Consider the following 16,391-nt stretch of genomic DNA (forward strand, 5'->3'; position numbering starts at 1 on the left):
GTGCAACGAGCGGGCCGCGCGGAGGTTACTGCCCAGTTGGAAACGCTCAGGGCCGGCACCCCGAAGGGGTACCGGCCCTGAGCAGCCCGTTTAGGGAAGGGTCACTTGAGGTTGACGGTCGCGCCCGCGCCCTCGAGCTTCTCCTTGGCGGCCTCGGCGGCCTCCTTGGTGACCTTCTCCAGGACGGCCTTGGGAGCGGACTCGACCAGCTCCTTGGCCTCCTTGAGGCCCAGGCCGGACACGACCTCGCGCACGACCTTGATGACCTGGATCTTCTTGTCACCGGCCGACTCCAGGACGACGTCGAACTCGTCCTGCTCCTCGGCGGCGCCGCCACCACCGTCACCGGTGGCGACCGGGCCGACGGCCATGGCCACCGGAGCGGCGGCGGTGACGTCGAAGGTCTCCTCGAACTCCTTGAGGAAGCCCGACAGCTCCAGGAGGGTCATCTCCTTGAACACGTCGAGCAGCTCGTCGTTGCTCAGCTTCGCCATAGCGGCATGTCCTTTCTCGAAAGTGGTGGGGGTGTTCAGCTCTCGGCGGGGGCCGCTTGCTCGGCTGACGCCTTCTTGTCCTGCAGAGCCGCGACCAGGCGAGCGGCCTTCGTGGTCGGCGCGGCGAACAGGCCGGCCGCCTTCGACAGGTTGCCCTTCATGGCGCCCGCCAGCTTGGCGAGCAGCACCTCGCGGGAGTCGAGGTCGGCGATCTTGTCGACCTCGTCGACCGTGAGCGGGCGGCCATCCATGTAGCCGCCCTTGATGACCAGGCCCTTGTGCTCCTTGGCGAACTCGCGAAGCGCCTTCGCGGCGTCCACCGGCTCACCCTCGACGAACGCGATCGCGGTCGGCCCGAGGAACAGGTCGTCAAGACCCTCCACCTCTGCCTTTTCCGCGGCCCGCTTGACCAGGGTGTTCTTCGCGACCCGGTAGGTCGTGCCCGTGCCGAGAGCGCGACGCAGGGTGGTCAGCTGGGACACGGTGAGACCGCTGTACTCGGTGACAACGGCAGCCGAGCTGTTGCGGAACCGGTCCGCGATCTCAGCGACGGCCTCAACCTTGTCTGCCTTCGCCATGGTCGCCTCCTCTCTTGGCTTTGGTACCGCCAGCCTGGGAGAAGACCCTGGAAAACGACGAACGCCCCGGCGCAGGGCACGGGGCGTGAACGAGCGCTCGCGCGCTCGGTAACCTCGTTCACCTGCGCGGGCCGCCCGGACGAGCCAGGACCTTCGTCCGCTCCCGGTTGCCCGGACGCGGAGACCAGCGGTCTTCGGTAGAACCGTCGACAACAGTACGCCCCCGCGGTAACCGTTCTGGCATCGCCTCCCCCCTTGTACCGTCCGTGGCCGGCGCGGCACGGCATGATGGGGGCCGTGGCAGACAACGAGCACGAGGTCCCGGGCCAGCCCGGCCCACCGCCGGCTGCCCAGGACCCCGGCGACGCGCCGACCCCGCCCCGCGGCGAGCTGATCATGCCGCCGACCCCACCGTCGGACCCTGCGCCACCGCCGGCTCCCCGCGAGCCGACGGTGATCGACCCCGAGCAGGTGCGCGAGTTCCAGCAGTTCCAGCAGTTCCAGGAGCTGATGCGCCAGCAGCGCGACCGCGGCTTCCCGCAGGGCGAACCGCCGCCGCCGGGGTTCCTGCAACCGTGGGGGCCACAGCAGCCACGGCGCGGACCGATCCGCCGGGCGCTGGGCGCGGCCGTCAGCAAGATCGTCACGGCGGTCGTCGTGGTGCTGCTGCTGATCGGCGCCGGCTGGTTCGCCATCGACTACTTCTTCGGCGGCCCACCCTCCCAGGCCCCGGCCTCCCAGATCGGCGGCAACAAGACCAAGGACCGCCTGCTGTTCGAGAAGAACCCGCGCAGCGCCGTACGCCGGGTCTACGAGAACATCGCGATGGGCGACCAGCGCGGCACCTGCGACCGTTTCACCCCGCAGGCTCGCACCCAGTTCACCAACGCCTTCGGCGGCGACTCCTGCGAGACCGTCGTCGACACGTTGAAGGCGCAGGTCACCGAGGGCATGAAGGACGAGTACGCCAACCCGTGGATCCCGGCGTCCGCCGCCACCCCCACCGGCCAGACGGCCACGGTCAGCTCGTGCGACCTGGACGTCGAGGGCGGTCCCCGACTCGGCCGGTTCACCCTCGGCGTGATCGAGGAGTCGCTCGACGGGCAGTGGATCGTCACCGCCTACGAGCAGGAAACCTGCTCCGGCGAACCGGCCAGTCCGCCGACGTCGTGAACCGCCGCCGCGTTCTCCCCGTATTGGGAATCGGACACAGTTCGCCCGATTCCACTACCGAGGAGGTCGCGAATTGGGAGCCAAACACCGGCCGGCCACCAGAAAAGCCCTGATAGCGGGGGCTGGTGCACTGGCCGCGGCCAGCGTCGTCGCCGTTCTGCTACCGCAGGCGCAGGCCGAGAGAGCCGACCCTGACCGCACGCCGGAGACCGCGATGGACCGGCTCACCCAGCTGCGGCAGGCGCACATCCCCGGCACGGCCTGGGCGATGGACCCGCGCACCGACACGATGGTCGTCACGGCCGACGAGACCGTCACCGGCAGAACCTGGGACCGCCTGGAGTCCACGGTCGACGATGTGGGCACCGACGTGGCGACGCTGCGGCGCACCACCGGTGAGATCAGCCTGTTCGCCGAGGGCGGCGACGCGATCTTCGCCGGCGGTGGCCGCTGCTCGCTGGGCTTCAACGTGGTCACCGCCGACGGCGCCCCCGCCTTCCTGACCGCCGGGCACTGCGGCGTGATCGCCGAGCAGTGGTCCGAACAGGCCGGCGGCGAGCCGATCGCCACCGTCACCGAGGCGGTGTTCCCCGGCGAGGGCGACTTCGCGCTGCTCACCTACGACGACCCGGCCGCCGACGCGCCGAGCGCGGTCGACGTCGGCGACGGCCAGCTGTTCGAAATCGAGGGGCCGGCCGAGGCCGAGATCGGCCTGCCGGTGTTCCGCATGGGCAGCACGACCGGTCTGTTCGACGGCGAGGTCACCGGCCTGGAGGCCACGGTGAACTACCCGGAGGGCACGGTCACCGGGCTGATCCAGACCACGGTGTGCGCCGAGCCGGGCGACAGCGGCGGGCCGCTGTTCACCGAGCAGGGCACGGCCGTTGGCCTGACCTCGGGCGGCAGCGGCGACTGCACCAACGGTGGCGTGACGTTCTTCCAGCCGGTGACCACCGCGCTGGCGGCGGTGAACGCCGAGATCGGAGGGGCCGAGTAAGTACTGGTGGGACAACGAAGAACGGCGCCCCCTCGCGGGGGCGCCGTTCTCGTGTGTCGGTGTCTCAGACGGCCGGCTCGTCGGCGAGCATGTTGCGGGTGCGCGCCGGGTCGACCGGGATGCCGGGGCCCATGGTCGTGGAGAAGGTGACCTTCTTCAGGTACCGGCCCTTGGCGGCCGACGGCTTGGCCCGCAGGACCTCGTCGAGCGCGGCGGCGTAGTTCTCCACCAGCTTGTCCTCGTCGAACGAGGCCTTGCCGATGACCAGGTGCAGGTTGGACTGCTTGTCCACCCGGAAGTTGATCTTGCCGCCCTTGATGTCCGCGACGGCCTTGGTGACGTCCGGGGTCACCGTGCCGGTCTTCGGGTTGGGCATCAGGCCACGGGGGCCGAGGATGCGGGCGATGCGGCCGACCTTCGCCATCTGGTCGGGGGTCGCGATCGCGGCGTCGAAGTCGAGCCAGCCACCCTGGATGCGCTCGATCAGGTCCTCGGCGCCGACCTCGTCCGCACCGGCGGCGATGGCCTCGTTGGCCTTGTCACCCGTGGCGAACACGATGACCCGGGCGGTCTTGCCGGTGCCGTGCGGCAGGTTGACGGTGCCGCGCACCATCTGGTCCGCCTTGCGGGGGTCCACGCCCAGCCGGATGGCGACCTCGACGGTCGCGTCCAGCTTCACCTTGGTGGTCTCCTTGGCGAGCTTCGCGGCCTCCAGCGGCGAGTACAGCCGCTCCCGGTCGATCATCTCGGCGGCCTGGCGGTAGGCCTTACTGCGCTTAGCCATACATCTTCCTCACGAAAGTCAGTGGTCACGAGCCGCGCTCGGCTCTCCCACGAAATCTGGTTATTACTCGACCGTGATGCCCATGGACCTGGCGGTGCCAGCGATTGCCCTGATGGGCACTGCGCCGCCTGGTCGATGTCGTTGCTTACTCGACCGTGATGCCCATGGACCGGGCGGTGCCAGCGATGATCTTGGCCGCCTGGTCGATGTCGTTGGCGTTGAGGTCGGCCTTCTTCGTCTCGGCGATCTCGCGCACCTGGTCCCAGGTCACCTTGGCGACCTTGAGGCGGTGCGGCTCGCCGCTGCCCTTGTCGACGCCCGCGGCCTTGAGCAGCAGCTTCGCCGCCGGCGGGGTCTTGAGCTTGAAGTCGAACGACCGGTCCTCGTACACGGAGATCTCGACCGGCACCACGGTGCCCCGCTGCGCCTCGGTCGCTGCGTTGTACTGCTTGCAGAACTCCATGATGTTGACGCCGTGCTGGCCGAGCGCGGGACCCACCGGGGGCGCCGGGTTGGCCTGGCCCGCGGTGATCTGCAACTTGATGATCGCGGACAGCTTCTTCTTCTTGGGTGGCATTTCTTCCCTGCTTGTTTCTTGTCTCGGCTACCGCGTCCGGATCTGCGGTCAGATCTTGGAGACCTGGCTGAACGACAGCTCGACCGGCGTCTCCCGGCCGAAGATCGACACCAGGACCTTCAGCTTCTGCCCGTCCGCGTTGACCTCGCTGATCGTCGCGGGCAGCGTGGCGAACGGGCCGTCCATGACGGTGACCGACTCGCCGACCTCGAAGTCGACCTCCACGGCAGGGCCCTTGGCCGGCGTCGCCGCCGCACCCTTGCCCGCGGTGGCCGGCTTGGCCTCCTCCACCTGCGGAAGGAGGAACTTCAGCACCTCGTCGATCGACAGCGGCGACGGCTTGGACGTCGCGCCGACGAAACCGGTGACCCCGGGGGTGTTGCGCACCGCCGACCACGACGGGTCGTTGAGCTCCATCCGGACGAGGATGTACCCGGGCAGCACCTTGCGCTGGACCTGCTTGCGCTGCCCGTTCTTGATCTCGGTGACCTCTTCGGTCGGCACCTCGACCTGGAAGATGTAGTCCTCCATGTCCAGGGTCTGGATCCGGGTCTCCAGGTTGGTCTTGACCTTGTTCTCGTAACCGGCGTACGAGTGCACGACGTACCACTCGCCGGGCGCGCGACGCAGCGCGTCACGCATCTCGGCGGCGGGATCGGCGGCCTCCTCGACCTCGGCCTCGCCGTCCTCTTCTTCCTCGTCCGCGTCCTCGTCCTCCGTGTCGGCGGAGTCAAGGTCGGAGTCGAGGTCGGAGTCGAGGTCGTCGGCGGTGTCGTCCTGGATGCCCTCGTCCGTCGCGACACTGGTCTCGGCGGCCTGCTCGGCCTGCCCCATCGTGTCCTCGACTGACAACGCCGCCTCGGCCTCGTCGAAGCTGGTCGGCTCCTGGCTGCCGGTCGCGCCGTTCTCGGAGCTCACTGTTGGGTCTCGCTTCCTTTCATAGATCACGTGTCCTGTTCGGCTCAGCCGAACAGTGCGGACACGCCCTGGCCGAGCGCGAGGTCCAGCCCCGCGATCAGGGCAACCATGAAGGCCACGAAAACCAACACGACAGCCGTGTACGTGATCATCTGCTTGCGGGTCGGCCAGATGACCTTGCGGAGCTCGGCGACGACCTCACGCAGGAACCGGAAGATCCGGGCGAAGAAGCCCGGGCTCTCCTTGCGGTCCCTGGTCGGAGTGGGCCGTCCCTTGTGCTCACCGGTCTTGCTCTGCGCGGACTTGCTCTTCGCGCGCGGTCGCTTGTCACCGGCCTTGTCGTCCGCCTTGGCCGACTTGGCGTCGTCGGCGGACGCGTCCTTCCGCGCGGCAGGGCGTGCGGAAGCACGGCGCTCACGTCGCGCCGCGGCGGTGACCGGACGAGATGGGCGCTCCTGCCCCTTGTCCCGCTCCTTGTCCCGGTCGTCAACCACGCCAGTTCCTCCGCTCGATGGATCCACACCTTGCGCCTGACGCAGGGGTGACAGGACTTGAACCTGCAACCTGCGGTTTTGGAGACCGCTGCTCTGCCAATTGAGCTACACCCCTTCGCGAAACCGATCACTCGTTCCCGCGGTGTTCGGACGCATTGAACCTACCCCACTGTGCAACGTGGGGTTCGGTCGTCAACTTCCAAGTTCCAGAGTGTACGACAACGCCTGGCGAGCTCCGCAACCGCGCCCGTCAACCAGGGCAGCGGCCACCCCGAAGGGCCGGTCTGGGACGATGCCGGTATGGCCGTAAACAGCACCGTCAGCAGGATCTCCGCCCGGATCGGCGGCATCGCCGAGTCCGCCACCCTGGCCGTGGACGCCAAGGCCAAGGCCCTCAAGGCGGCCGGCCGGCCGGTCATCGGCTTCGGCGCCGGCGAGCCGGACTTCCCGACGCCGCCGGCCATCGTCGAGGCCGCCATCGAGGCCGCGAAGGACCCGCGCAACCACCGCTACACGCCCGCCGCCGGCCTGCCCGAGCTGCGTGAGGCCGTCGCCGCCAAGACCGCGCGGGACAGCGGCTACCAGGTCGGCGCCAACCAGGTCCTGATCACCAACGGTGGCAAGCAGGCCGTCTACCAGGCCTTCGCCACCGTCCTCGACCCCGGCGACGAGGTCATCCTGCCCGCCCCGTTCTGGACCACCTACCCCGAGTCGATCGCGCTCGCCGGCGGTGTCCCGGTGCCGGTGGTGACCGACGAGTCCAGCGGCTACCTGGCCACCGTCGAGCAGCTGGAGGCGGCCCGCACGCCCCGGACCAAGGCGCTGCTCTACTGCAGCCCGTCCAACCCGACCGGCGCGGTCTACCCGCGCGAGCAGGTCGAGGCCATCGGCCGCTGGGCCGCCGAGCACGGCATCTGGGTGATCGCCGACGAGATCTACGAGCACCTGACCTACGACGGCGTGACGGCGGAGTCCATGCCGGTCGTGGTCCCTGAGCTGGCCGACACCTGCATCGTGGTCAACGGCGTGGCCAAGACCTACGCCATGACCGGCTGGCGGGTCGGCTGGATGATCAGCCCGGCGGACGTGACCAAGGCCGCCGCCAACCTGCAGTCCCACCTGACGTCGAACGTGGCGAACGTGTCGCAGCGGGCGGCGCTGGCCGCGGTGTCCGGGCCGCTGGACGCCGTGCACGAGATGCGCGCGGCCTTCGACCGCCGCCGGCGCACGATCGTCACGCTGCTCGGCGAGATCCCCGGCGTCGAGGTGCCGACCCCGCAGGGCGCGTTCTACGCCTACCCGTCGGTCAAGGGCCTGCTCGGCAAGGAGATCCGGGGCACCCGCGCCAACACCAGCGTCGAGCTGGCGGCGCTGGTCCTTGAGCACGCCGAGGTGGCCGTCGTCCCCGGTGAGGCGTTCGGCACCCCCGGTTACTTCCGGCTCTCCTACGCCCTCGGCGACGACGACCTGGTCACCGGCGTCACCCGAATGGGTGAGCTGCTGCGCGAGGCGAAGTAGGCCGCCCACCTGGACGGTGCACACGGCACCGTCCAGGTCGGTCACCGGCGGGGTCCCGGCCGGGCTCTCCTGAGGCTGACAGCGGCGCCCCCGTCGAGGAAGCCCCGAGTTTTCAGATGGCGACAACGCGTGCGGTGGTGTGCGCTGGTCAGGTGACGCACAATGGCTCTGTCGGTGCTCACCTGTGGGGGCGGTGACCATGCGCGACAACCGCGAGCCCGTGGACCGCATCCGGTCGGTGTCCAGGGCCCTGCGCGTGTTGGAGGAGGTCGGGGCGAGCCGGGCCCCGCTGACCGTCAAGGCGATCGCGCGGCGCTGTGAGCTGAACCTCTCCACGGCCTACCACCTGGTCCGCACGCTGACCTACGAGGGCTACCTGGCCAGGGACACCGACGGCCGCTACGTGCTCGGCTCGTCGGTCGCCCGGCTCTACCAGGACCTGCTGGCCTCCTTCGCGCGCCGCCCGGGGGTGCACGCGGTCCTGCGGCAGCTGTCCGCGACCACCCGCCGCACGGCCTACCTCGGCCGGTTCGTGTCCGGCCGGATCGTGGTCACCGACGTGGTCGAGGGGCCGGAGTCGCCCTACCTGGAGGACCTGGAGGCCGGTCTGGAGGTCGCCGCGCACGCCACGGTCATCGGCAAGGTCCTGCTGGCGTCGCTGCCCCGCGCCCGCCGCGCCGCGTACCTGTCCGCGCAGGGAATGCGCCGGTTCACCGCCCGCACGCTGATCGACACCGAGGCGCTGGAGGTGGAGCTGGCCGGGGCGGCCGGCGGCCCGATCCTGGAGCACGGCCAGTTCCGCGATGGCGTGTCCTGCGTCGGCGCACTGGTCAACCGCCCGGACGACCCGTGGGCGGTGGTGTCATCGACCCGCGCGGACGAGGTTCCGCCGGAGGTCGTCTGGCACACGCAGCGCGCGGCGCAGGACCTGGCGGTCGCGATCTGAGGTCTAGGAGGCCGGGACCCGGACGATGGCCACGGCCTTGCCGAGCACGGCCCGACCGTCGAACTTCGCGGTGATGTCGACCCGCGCGGTGCCGTCCTCGCGGACGTCCCGGACCTTGCCGGTCAGCTCGACCAGGGCGCCGTCCTCGTCGTTGGGCACCACGACCGGGCGGACGAAACGGGCGCCGTACTCGACCAGCGCGCCGGGGTCGCCGAGCCAGTCGGTGACGACCCGGCCGGCGACGGCCATGGTCAGCATGCCGTGCGCCACGACGCCGGGCAGCCCGACGTCGGCGGCCACCCGCTCGTTCCAGTGGATCGGGTTGAAGTCCAGCGAGGCGCCCGCGTAGCGGACGAGGTCCGCGCGGGTGATCCGGATCGACGTCGGCGGCAGCTCGGTGCCGGCGGTGACGTCCGGGCCGATCACGGCTCGCCCCGCACGACCAGCTGCGCCCCGGCGACCACGACCCGTTCGCCGTCGGCGGTGTCGACCTCGACGGACAGGTCGAGGAAGTCGTTGCCGGCGCGCGCCATGATCCGGTCGATGCGGGTGACGACGGTCAACCGGTCACCGGCACGCACGGGACGTTCGTAGCGGAACGACATGTCGCCGTGGACCATCCGGTCGTAGTCGAGCCCGAGGCGTTCGTCCTCGACCAGTGAGTGCATCGAGTACCGGCCGAACAGGATCGTGGGAAACGTCGGCGGGGCGATCACATCGGGATGACCGAGTGCCTTGGCGGCCTCGACGTCACGGTAGGCCGGGTTCGGGTCGCCGATGGCGTCCGCGAACTCCTGGATCTTGGCCCTGCCCACCTCGTAGATCTCCGAGCGCGGATAAGCGTGCCCGGCGTGGGACGGGTCCAGCACCCTAGCGGGTTTCCTTGTGCATCCGGTGCGTACCGCAGTTCGGGCAGAACTTCTTCATCTCCAAGCGGTCCGGGTCGTTGCGCCGGTTCTTCTTGGTGATGTAGTTGCGGTGCTTGCACTCCTCGCACGCCATCGTGATCTTCGGTCGCACGTCGCTGCCAGCCACGGCCTTGCCTCTCTCTCCTCAACGCGTAGCGGTGGCCGGACTTGAACCGGCGACACAGCGATTATGAGCCGCTTGCTCTACCGACTGAGCTACACCGCCCTACACCGGAACCCGGCGCAAACCCTGGGACCTGGACGATCTGCTCCCCAGGACAACTGCGAGCCCCAATACGGAATCGAACCGTAGACCTTCTCCTTACCATGGAGACGCTCTGCCGACTGAGCTATTGGGGCGTGCTCGGCCTTCTTGCTTGAGCCGTGACGACTGTACACCGGCCACAGGCGGGGTTGAAACGGGGATCCCCCTTTACGACAGCAGGGTCAGGACCGTCTCGTCGCGCAGGCCGCGGACCTTGGTCGTGCGGGCCTGCAACCACGCCTCCAGCCGCTCCTCGGACAGCGGCCGGGAGATCAGGTAGCCCTGGGCGACGTCGCAGCCCATGGCCGCCAGCTGGTCACGGGCGGCGTCCTCCTCGACGCCCTCGGCCACCACGACCAGGCCCAGCGAGTGCCCCAGCTCGACGATCGAGCGCACGACCGCCAGGTCACCGAGGTCGCTGCCCATGCCGAACACGAAGCTCTTGTCGATCTTCACCTCGTCGACCGGCAACTGCCGCAGGTAGGCCAGCGAGGAGTAGCCGGTGCCGAAGTCGTCGACGGCCAGCACGACGCCCAGGGTGTGCAGCCCGCGCAGCACCGGCAGCGCCCTGGCCGGGTCGGCCATCACCCCGGACTCGGTCAGCTCCAGCGTCAGCAGCTCCGGCGGCACCCCGTGGCGTTCCAGCGCGGCGGCGACCTGGTCGGGGAAGTCCTGGTTGGCGAGGCTGCGCACCGACAGGTTGACCGCGACGCCGATCCGCAGGCCGCGGTCGAGCCACGCCCGGATCTTGACCAGCGCCTTGTCCAGCACGAAGTCGGTGAGCGCGTCGACCAGGCCGGCGGCCTCGACGGCCGGCACGAACTCGTCGGGGTCGAGCCGGCCGAACTCGGGGTGCACCCAGCGCACCAGCGCCTCCACGCCGAGCACCGCGCGGCTCGGCAGCGCGACCTTCGGCTGGTAGTGCACGCTGACCTGGTCGGACTCCAGCGCCTGACGGAACTGGGTGACGAGCTGGAAGCGGCGCAGGAACATCTGGCCCATGCTCGGCACGTAGGCCTTGTACTTCTCCCCGCTGCTGCGCGCGGCCCGCAGCGCGACGTCGGCGCGTTTGAGCAGTTCGTCGACGTCGGGCACGGAGCCGCCGCCCTCGCGCGGCACACCGGCGGCGTCGGTGAACAGCACGCCCTCGGACATCGTGGAGGAGGAGAAGCCGACGACCACGCCGGCCTCGACGGTCAGCCGGTCGACCGGGTAGGGCGCGGCGAGGCTGGCCAGCAGTTTCTCGGCGACCTCGCGCGCCAGGTCGAAGTCGGCGTCGACGAGCAGCGCGGCGAACGCGCCGCCTTCGAGCCTGGCCAGCGGGACGTCCGGGCCGAGGACGTCACGCAGCCGGCGCCCGGCGGCGATGGTGATCCGGTCGCTCCAGGCGTAGCCCAGGGCGTCGCTGATCGCCGGCTGGACCTCCAGGTCGACGCGCAGCATGACGGAGTCGGGCGAGCTGCCGAGCAGTTCGGAGGCGACCTGGCGGAAGCCGGGCCGGTTGTGCAGGCCGGTCAGCGGATCGTGGTAGGCGTCGTGGCGCAGGGTGGCGAGCAGGCGCCGGTTGTCCAGCGCGGTGGCCAGGTGGCTGGCGGTGGTGCCGATCATCCGCAGGTCGGCCTGGCCGAAGCCGCGCCAGCGGGAGAGCTTGTCGTGCGCCTCGACGACGCCGAGCAGGTGGCTGGCGCTGCGCAGCGGCACGACCAGCGCTTCCTGGGCGCCTCGGCGGACGAGCGACTCGCGGATCTCGGGCAGGGCGTCGGGCCGGCGGAAGTGCCGCACGTGGGAGCCGGGCAGCCGCAGCAGCCCGTCGGAGCGGCTGCCGGTGGCCTCCAGGTCGACCATGTCGTCGGGTAACGCGTCCCCGGCGACGACGGTGTGCATCGGCGACTGCGGGTCGAACCGCAGCCGCAGCACGACCCGCGCCGCGCCGAGCTGGTCCTTGATCCGGTGGGCGACGCCTAGCCAGTCGTCGGAACGCACGGCGGCGGCGGTGTCCTGCCCCAGGGCCGGGCGGGCGGCCGCGCGCCGGCCCGAGCGGGCGACGATGAGGCTGACCTCGGAGAGGGCCTCGAGGTCGCGTTGTTCGCGCAGCAGCCCGGCGTAGGCGAAGTAGAGGGCCCACACGCCGACGAGCATGGCGGCCACCAGCAGCCACCCGTCGTGGGCGTTGGTGGCGACCTCGTAGCCGACGACGCCGACCGACGCGTTGACCAGCCCGAGGACGAGCGTGCGCGAGACGAGTTTGGTGGCCGCGGCGACCCGCATCCGCCGGCCGAGGATGTGCACGGCGACGAGGGCGAGCAGCGTGCTGGAGATCGGTGCGCTGACGGCTCCGGTGAGCGCGGCCAGCCACTCGGGCCCGGCGCCGCGCAGCAGGTCGCCGACGACGGTGAAGACGGTGAAGGCGGTGGTGATCTCGAGGATCTCGGCGCCGGTGTTGTAGAGGACGCGGTCCTGGACGCGCCGGGCGAGCAGCGTGCCGACCCCGGCGATCAGGTGCGCGGCGAGCACGACCTGGAAGGGGGCGACGAACAGCCCGATGGCCAGGGGGATCTCGGTGAACGAGATCGTCCAGGAGACACCGCCCCGGACGTCGATGTTGACCGAGACCTGCTCGACCACCAGGAAGGCGAGGACGAGCAGCAGGCCGATCCCGATGAGGTCGGCCGATGGTTCGAGCGGGAGCCACCAGGAGACCAACGCGGCGGCGATGACCCCCGCGATCAGGACGAGCACGGAGAACACCCCGAACCGGCGGTCGGTCGTCGGGTCGGTGGGGAACTCGGTGGCGCGCTCGTGTGCCGTGTCGGGCATGCACTCTCCTCGGCCGTCCGGGTGACAACCAGGTCAGATAACCGCCGCACAGTGACGAGATGCTCGAACGAGCTACGTCACGGTCGCGTAACTGTACCCCGTCTGGGCGAAGATTCCGACTGTGCTAAGAGGATTCGGTAACCGGACTGTCACCCAGCCGTGGTGGTCAGGGCAGTGTGTACGCCGAGGAATCGTCCGATGTCGGCCACCTCGTTACCGATCCCGCCGGGCGTTTCCCCGGTGACGTCGATGAGCAGCCCGTTCTTCGTGGAGACCGGCCGCCAGGTGCCCACGACCTGCCCGTCGACCAGGACGGTCGGCATGACGAATCCACCGCCGGTCTGCACCCGCCGGCGCAGTTCGGCCGGCACGGCGAGGTCCCGCCCCCGATATCCGAGCAGGTAGGCGTCGAAGTGCCCCAACAGTCGCACCCGGCTCGACCCGTCGTCCAGCGGGGTTCGATCGTCGCCCGTGGCGTAGACCCCGTCGGCGGTGCGCACCCCCACGGCGTCCAACCCCGGCCGCACACGGGTCACCGGAAGCCCCGACCACGCCGCGAGATCCTCGGCCGTCGCCGGCCCGTACGCCGCGAGATAGCGCCGCGCGAGGGTGACGAGCGAGTCGCGGACGTCGGGCCGAGGCCCCAACCACTCCCGCACCAACACGTAGGTCGGCTCGTCCCCCGGCCCCTCCGGCCCCCGACACACCAGCCCGACGTTGGCCGCCCAGGCCAACAGATGCGCCGGCGCCTGCCCGGTCGGGTCGATCGGCAGTTCGAGCCGCTCGACGAGTTCGGGCCGGGTCAACGGCTTCCGCAGTTCGACCTCCAGCCGCCCGGCTGCTCGCTCCAGCAGCGCGTCGTCCAGCCCCAACTGCCGCCGCCGCCCGGCCCCCCGCTGCGCGAAGTACGCCCCCAGGGCGTCGTTGACCCAGAAGTAGTCGGCCGCGTCGACCATGTGCAACGTGCCGCGCATGGCCCACGTCCGCACCACGGCCCGTTCCCGAACAGCCACGTCGACGTCGGCCGAGGTCAACCCGACGGTCCGCACCCGCACCGCGAGCCGACTGGCCCGCAGATCCTGCGCCTGCACCCCCACCACCCGCGCAACGGCATCCACCACCGACCCACCGGGTGAAGCAAGCCCTTGCCTGACGACCCGCGCCCACCGCACCTGATCGTCTCCCACCATGCCCGCGACCCTAACGAAACCGCCCGTCCCCAACCCCCGGCAACACGTCCCCCAACGCGAACCCGCACAGCAGGGCGTCGCGCAACTCCCCCACCCGCGCCGTGACCTCCCCGACCCGCTCGCGGGGCCGCCACAACGCGAGGTAGGCCGTCATCCCCGCCACGATCGCCGCCCGACTCCGGCCGAGGTCGACCACCATCGGCCCAGCCCTCGCTCCCGCCAACAACGGCAGCCCCTCCAGCGGAAGCTGGTTGTGGCGCAGACGCGCCAGCAGCACGCCGAGGATGGTCTCCCGATTGCCCAGCCGCTGCCACAGCCCGACCAGGTCGCCGTCGGTCAGCGCGTCCCGATATCGCCCGCCGAGCATCGTCTCGACCTGGTTGAGGTCCCGCAACTGAGCCTTGAGCAGGTACTCCAGGTCGCTGAGTTCACCGCCCGGCCCCTTCCCGGCGACCCACACAGGGTCGCGCGCCCGCCCCGCGATGCTCTCGACCTTCCCTACGACATCGCCCGCGACCATCAGACACCGGTTGACCGTCGCGTAGGCGACGACCAGGTCGTACCCCAACCGCGCCGGCCGCTCCGCCACCGGGACAAGACGCCGCAGGGCGTCCACGAGTACCGCCAGAACGTCGATCATGCCGCCCGATCCCAAAGCCAAGCCGACTGCTCAGCGTAGCCGCATTCCGGTAGCATTCCTCCCCGCTATGGGGGAGAAATCCCGCAAGATCAGAAAAGCCCTGACCGACACCGTCCGGGACTTGATCGCCGGAATCGGCCTGGCCGGTTCACTCCTCGGCACGGTCGCGGTACTGGCCGAGGGCCTCCACCGAACCGCCCTCGGAATCGCCTGCCTGGCAATGGGTTTCGCGGGTTTCGTCTGCGCCTTGTTAAGTTTCCGCGGCAACGCCCGACGAAACTGGCTGCTCGCACTGTCCAGCGCGACCCTTACCGGGGCGATCTTTGTCGTCCAGTCGCTCACTTGACCGGTGGACCCCAACCCACACCCACCCGACAGGGACCCGCGCACACACCTCACCGTCTCGCCGACAGCCATCGCACCCCCCGATGCGATCGAACAAGCCCCGAACCAGACCGATCTCCTCCCCATTTCATGAACAGCGGTCGCCACGGCGACTCGACGAGCAGCACACGTCCTGCCGGATCGCGAATGATTACCCTCGGACAGGCACTTCCTCGACGAACTGGCGCCACACGCGACTACGGCGAAGCCGGTTTCAGCGACCTCCAGAATGACGGTTTTATCCTGAAGATCCGGAACAGTTGCGTGCCACGCGTTTCAATCCAACCGGTCCAACAATCCAAGAGGATACCTCTGCCATCGACAACCGCCGCCAACAACCGCACAGCGCTGACACCAGTTTCCACGCTCGCGAACGCAACGAAACGTCGCCAGCCCTTGCATTCACGCACAACGTTGGGTCAAACTGTCCCACATGACACCGGAGAGAGCCCCCTGGCGATTCCGGTGGATTGCGGTCACATATCTGTTGCTGGTATTCGTCGTGGCCGCGACTACCTTCCTTTTGCTTCGCGGTCCTGTGATCGGCGCCAACCTTGGTGGAATTTGGCTGATCGTAGCGACCTTGCCAACATCACTTCTTCTGATGGAGATTGACCTCGGCGACACAGGACCGTCCGCCTACGCCCTGTTGTTGATCGCGGGCGTCGCGCAGGCTGCCCTACTGTACGCATTGCGCCTGTGGCTCGACAAAAGGCGCTAAGCCTTTCAACTCGCGAATCCAGATACTCTCTTGACACACGAACAGTCCTGTCGCGATATTTCCTAGCAGGATGAATGTGGTTCGCAACTCTCGAAGTCGTCAGCGTTCACCCAACCGAAGCGCACTCCTTCGCCAAATCAACGAACCGACCGGTTGAGTTTCCCTGGCCATTCTCCGATCAGAACAGTTCTTATTTTTGACATAGTCCTTCCACGGAAACTACGGTACATTCGTTCAGTGCTGAAGGGCTGATGTGCAGGGCGGCGGCCAATTTGCGCACCGTGGCAGGCCTCGTGGTCTGTCGTTCGGCGCGCTCGATGCGGGCGACCGTGTCGACGGCGACCCCGGCGGCGGACAACTGCTCCTGTGACAAATTCCGCGCCTTGCGAAACCTGGCGAGGTTGTCGGGCAGCGACCACGTGTCGGACATCAGCCGGTGGGTTTCCCGCGAACGCACAACGCGGTTCCGCCTGCGGCCAGAGCGTGGAGGGCGGCGGTGAGCCGGTCGGCGAGCACGGGCGCGACCTTCGCCCGCACCTCCGAGGGCTCGCACAGTGCGGCTGACACGATCTCGGCCCCGAAGGTGAGCCGGCCGACGTCGGCGGGGTCGATGGTGCCGGCGTCGAACAGGAACGCCATCCGCTCGGGCAGGCTGTCGCTCTCGGCCGGCACGTGGTCGACGACCAGCAGCCGACCGACGTCCCGGACGAGCCCGATCTCCTCCCGGGTCTCACGGACAGCGGTCACCCACGGCGCCTCGTCGTCCTCGACCACACCGCCGGGGATCTCCCACCCGGCCTTGTACGACGGCTCCACCAGCAACACCCGCCCGGAGGCATCGCGGATCACCACACCGGCGGACATGCGCTTCTGCGGCAACTGGCGCACGTACTCGTCGTGCGGCAGTAGCTCCAACTCGGCCACGTACAGCGCTCCTCTGCTGTCGAAACGTCCCATTGAGGCTACCTAGCGTCGACGCTGGCGCAT

Annotated in this window: 20 protein-coding genes and 3 tRNA genes; 6 read left to right on the top strand and 17 right to left on the bottom strand. The window is 69.4% G+C overall.

Features of this window, described 5'->3' with window-relative positions:
• Positions 1-101: 101 nt before the first annotated feature.
• Together rplL and rplJ are read right to left on the bottom strand one after the other, a co-directional pair.
• Entirely contained in the window at positions 102-494 is a 393-nt protein-coding gene (gene rplL, locus BLA60_RS13355; RefSeq protein WP_075133165.1) for a 50S ribosomal protein L7/L12, read from the bottom strand.
• A 35-nt stretch (positions 495-529) separates the two neighbouring features.
• A complete protein-coding gene (gene rplJ, locus BLA60_RS13360; RefSeq protein ID WP_075133166.1) occupies positions 530-1,072 on the bottom strand; it encodes a 50S ribosomal protein L10 in 543 nt (180 codons plus the stop codon).
• A gap of 297 nt (positions 1,073-1,369) precedes the next feature.
• Here rplJ and BLA60_RS13365 point away from each other — a divergent pair, with 297 nt between their 5' ends.
• On the top strand, positions 1,370-2,245 hold the full coding sequence (locus BLA60_RS13365; protein ID WP_075133167.1) for a hypothetical protein: 876 nt from the start codon (positions 1,370-1,372) through the stop codon (positions 2,243-2,245).
• Between the two features lie 214 nt (positions 2,246-2,459).
• A complete protein-coding gene (locus BLA60_RS13370; RefSeq protein WP_084734893.1) occupies positions 2,460-3,242 on the top strand; it encodes a S1 family peptidase in 783 nt (260 codons plus the stop codon).
• Between the two features lie 64 nt (positions 3,243-3,306).
• On the opposite strand, the gene rplA is transcribed toward BLA60_RS13370, so the two are convergent.
• The 5 genes from rplA to BLA60_RS13395 all read right to left on the bottom strand — a co-directional run bounded on the left by rplA (position 3,307) and on the right by BLA60_RS13395 (position 6,130).
• Positions 3,307-4,026, bottom strand: a complete 720-nt coding sequence (rplA, locus tag BLA60_RS13375) for a 50S ribosomal protein L1 (RefSeq protein ID WP_075133168.1) — start codon at positions 4,024-4,026, stop codon at positions 3,307-3,309.
• A 145-nt stretch (positions 4,027-4,171) separates the two neighbouring features.
• Positions 4,172-4,603, bottom strand: coding sequence for a 50S ribosomal protein L11 (rplK, locus tag BLA60_RS13380; protein WP_075133169.1), 432 nt, complete (start codon positions 4,601-4,603; stop codon positions 4,172-4,174).
• A gap of 48 nt (positions 4,604-4,651) precedes the next feature.
• A complete protein-coding gene (gene nusG, locus BLA60_RS13385) occupies positions 4,652-5,521 on the bottom strand; it encodes a transcription termination/antitermination protein NusG (RefSeq protein WP_075133170.1) in 870 nt (289 codons plus the stop codon).
• 44 nt (positions 5,522-5,565) lie between these two features.
• Entirely contained in the window at positions 5,566-6,015 is a 450-nt protein-coding gene (secE, locus tag BLA60_RS13390) for a preprotein translocase subunit SecE (protein ID WP_075133171.1), read from the bottom strand.
• Between the two features lie 42 nt (positions 6,016-6,057).
• Positions 6,058-6,130: transfer RNA gene (locus BLA60_RS13395), tRNA-Trp, on the bottom strand.
• Between the two features lie 185 nt (positions 6,131-6,315).
• On the opposite strand from BLA60_RS13395, the gene BLA60_RS13400 reads away from it, so the two are divergent.
• Positions 6,316-7,533, top strand: coding sequence for a pyridoxal phosphate-dependent aminotransferase (locus BLA60_RS13400; RefSeq protein WP_075133172.1), 1,218 nt, complete (start codon positions 6,316-6,318; stop codon positions 7,531-7,533).
• Positions 7,534-7,732: 199 nt separating this feature from the next.
• On the top strand, positions 7,733-8,479 hold the full coding sequence (locus tag BLA60_RS13405) for an IclR family transcriptional regulator (RefSeq protein ID WP_154814323.1): 747 nt from the start codon (positions 7,733-7,735) through the stop codon (positions 8,477-8,479).
• Between the two features lie 3 nt (positions 8,480-8,482).
• On the opposite strand, the gene BLA60_RS13410 is transcribed toward BLA60_RS13405, so the two are convergent.
• From BLA60_RS13410 to BLA60_RS13445, 8 genes are all read right to left on the bottom strand, one after another.
• Positions 8,483-8,905: a MaoC family dehydratase gene (locus BLA60_RS13410; RefSeq protein WP_075133174.1), complete on the bottom strand. Its 423-nt coding sequence runs from the start codon at positions 8,903-8,905 to the stop codon at positions 8,483-8,485.
• Positions 8,902-9,345 (bottom strand): MaoC family dehydratase N-terminal domain-containing protein, encoded by a 444-nt coding sequence (locus tag BLA60_RS13415; protein ID WP_075133383.1) that lies wholly within the window; start codon positions 9,343-9,345, stop codon positions 8,902-8,904. Before BLA60_RS13415 ends, BLA60_RS13410 begins: the two co-directional genes overlap by 4 nt.
• A gap of 4 nt (positions 9,346-9,349) precedes the next feature.
• Positions 9,350-9,514, bottom strand: a complete 165-nt coding sequence (rpmG, locus tag BLA60_RS13420; protein ID WP_075133175.1) for a 50S ribosomal protein L33 — start codon at positions 9,512-9,514, stop codon at positions 9,350-9,352.
• A gap of 26 nt (positions 9,515-9,540) precedes the next feature.
• Positions 9,541-9,613, bottom strand: a tRNA-Met gene (locus BLA60_RS13425).
• Positions 9,614-9,674: 61 nt separating this feature from the next.
• Positions 9,675-9,747 (bottom strand) — tRNA-Thr (locus BLA60_RS13430).
• Positions 9,748-9,820: 73 nt separating this feature from the next.
• A complete protein-coding gene (locus tag BLA60_RS13435) occupies positions 9,821-12,469 on the bottom strand; it encodes a putative bifunctional diguanylate cyclase/phosphodiesterase (protein WP_075133176.1) in 2,649 nt (882 codons plus the stop codon).
• Positions 12,470-12,618: 149 nt separating this feature from the next.
• Positions 12,619-13,590, bottom strand: coding sequence for a winged helix DNA-binding domain-containing protein (locus BLA60_RS13440; RefSeq protein ID WP_162292956.1), 972 nt, complete (start codon positions 13,588-13,590; stop codon positions 12,619-12,621).
• Between the two features lie 79 nt (positions 13,591-13,669).
• Positions 13,670-14,299, bottom strand: coding sequence for a hypothetical protein (locus BLA60_RS13445; protein WP_075133178.1), 630 nt, complete (start codon positions 14,297-14,299; stop codon positions 13,670-13,672).
• Between BLA60_RS13445 and BLA60_RS13450 the strand changes: the two genes are divergently transcribed.
• Positions 14,298-14,645 (top strand): hypothetical protein, encoded by a 348-nt coding sequence (locus BLA60_RS13450; RefSeq protein WP_154814324.1) that lies wholly within the window; start codon positions 14,298-14,300, stop codon positions 14,643-14,645. The two genes, BLA60_RS13445 and BLA60_RS13450, sit on opposite strands and share 2 nt — an antisense overlap.
• 471 nt (positions 14,646-15,116) lie before the next feature.
• Positions 15,117-15,404: an SCO4225 family membrane protein gene (locus tag BLA60_RS43165; protein ID WP_154814325.1), complete on the top strand. Its 288-nt coding sequence runs from the start codon at positions 15,117-15,119 to the stop codon at positions 15,402-15,404.
• Positions 15,405-15,594: 190 nt separating this feature from the next.
• Here BLA60_RS43165 and BLA60_RS13455 read toward each other — a convergent pair whose 3' ends face one another.
• Entirely contained in the window at positions 15,595-15,834 is a 240-nt protein-coding gene (locus BLA60_RS13455; RefSeq protein ID WP_075133180.1) for a helix-turn-helix domain-containing protein, read from the bottom strand.
• Positions 15,834-16,328, bottom strand: a complete 495-nt coding sequence (locus tag BLA60_RS13460; RefSeq protein ID WP_245811965.1) for an NUDIX domain-containing protein — start codon at positions 16,326-16,328, stop codon at positions 15,834-15,836. Before BLA60_RS13460 ends, BLA60_RS13455 begins: the two co-directional genes overlap by 1 nt.
• Positions 16,329-16,391: the final 63 nt, after the last annotated feature.

The organism is Actinophytocola xinjiangensis (genome assembly GCF_001921215.1).
Taxonomy (GTDB): Bacteria; Actinomycetota; Actinomycetes; order Mycobacteriales; family Pseudonocardiaceae; genus Actinophytocola; species Actinophytocola xinjiangensis.

Coding starts and splice junctions, on each gene's coding strand:
- rplL (WP_075133165.1), bottom strand. CDS start 494: ATGGCGAAGCTGAGCAACGACGAGCTGCTCGACGTGTTCAAGGAGATG.
- rplJ (WP_075133166.1), bottom strand. CDS start 1,072: ATGGCGAAGGCAGACAAGGTTGAGGCCGTCGCTGAGATCGCGGACCGG.
- BLA60_RS13370 (WP_084734893.1), top strand. CDS start 2,460: ATGGACCGGCTCACCCAGCTGCGGCAGGCGCACATCCCCGGCACGGCC.
- rplA (WP_075133168.1), bottom strand. CDS start 4,026: ATGGCTAAGCGCAGTAAGGCCTACCGCCAGGCCGCCGAGATGATCGAC.
- rplK (WP_075133169.1), bottom strand. CDS start 4,603: ATGCCACCCAAGAAGAAGAAGCTGTCCGCGATCATCAAGTTGCAGATC.
- BLA60_RS13400 (WP_075133172.1), top strand. CDS start 6,316: ATGGCCGTAAACAGCACCGTCAGCAGGATCTCCGCCCGGATCGGCGGC.
- BLA60_RS13405 (WP_154814323.1), top strand. CDS start 7,733: ATGCGCGACAACCGCGAGCCCGTGGACCGCATCCGGTCGGTGTCCAGG.
- BLA60_RS13435 (WP_075133176.1), bottom strand. CDS start 12,469: ATGCCCGACACGGCACACGAGCGCGCCACCGAGTTCCCCACCGACCCG.
- BLA60_RS13450 (WP_154814324.1), top strand. CDS start 14,298: ATGCCGCCCGATCCCAAAGCCAAGCCGACTGCTCAGCGTAGCCGCATT.
- BLA60_RS13445 (WP_075133178.1), bottom strand. CDS start 14,299: ATGATCGACGTTCTGGCGGTACTCGTGGACGCCCTGCGGCGTCTTGTC.
- BLA60_RS43165 (WP_154814325.1), top strand. CDS start 15,117: ATGACACCGGAGAGAGCCCCCTGGCGATTCCGGTGGATTGCGGTCACA.
- BLA60_RS13455 (WP_075133180.1), bottom strand. CDS start 15,834: ATGTCCGACACGTGGTCGCTGCCCGACAACCTCGCCAGGTTTCGCAAG.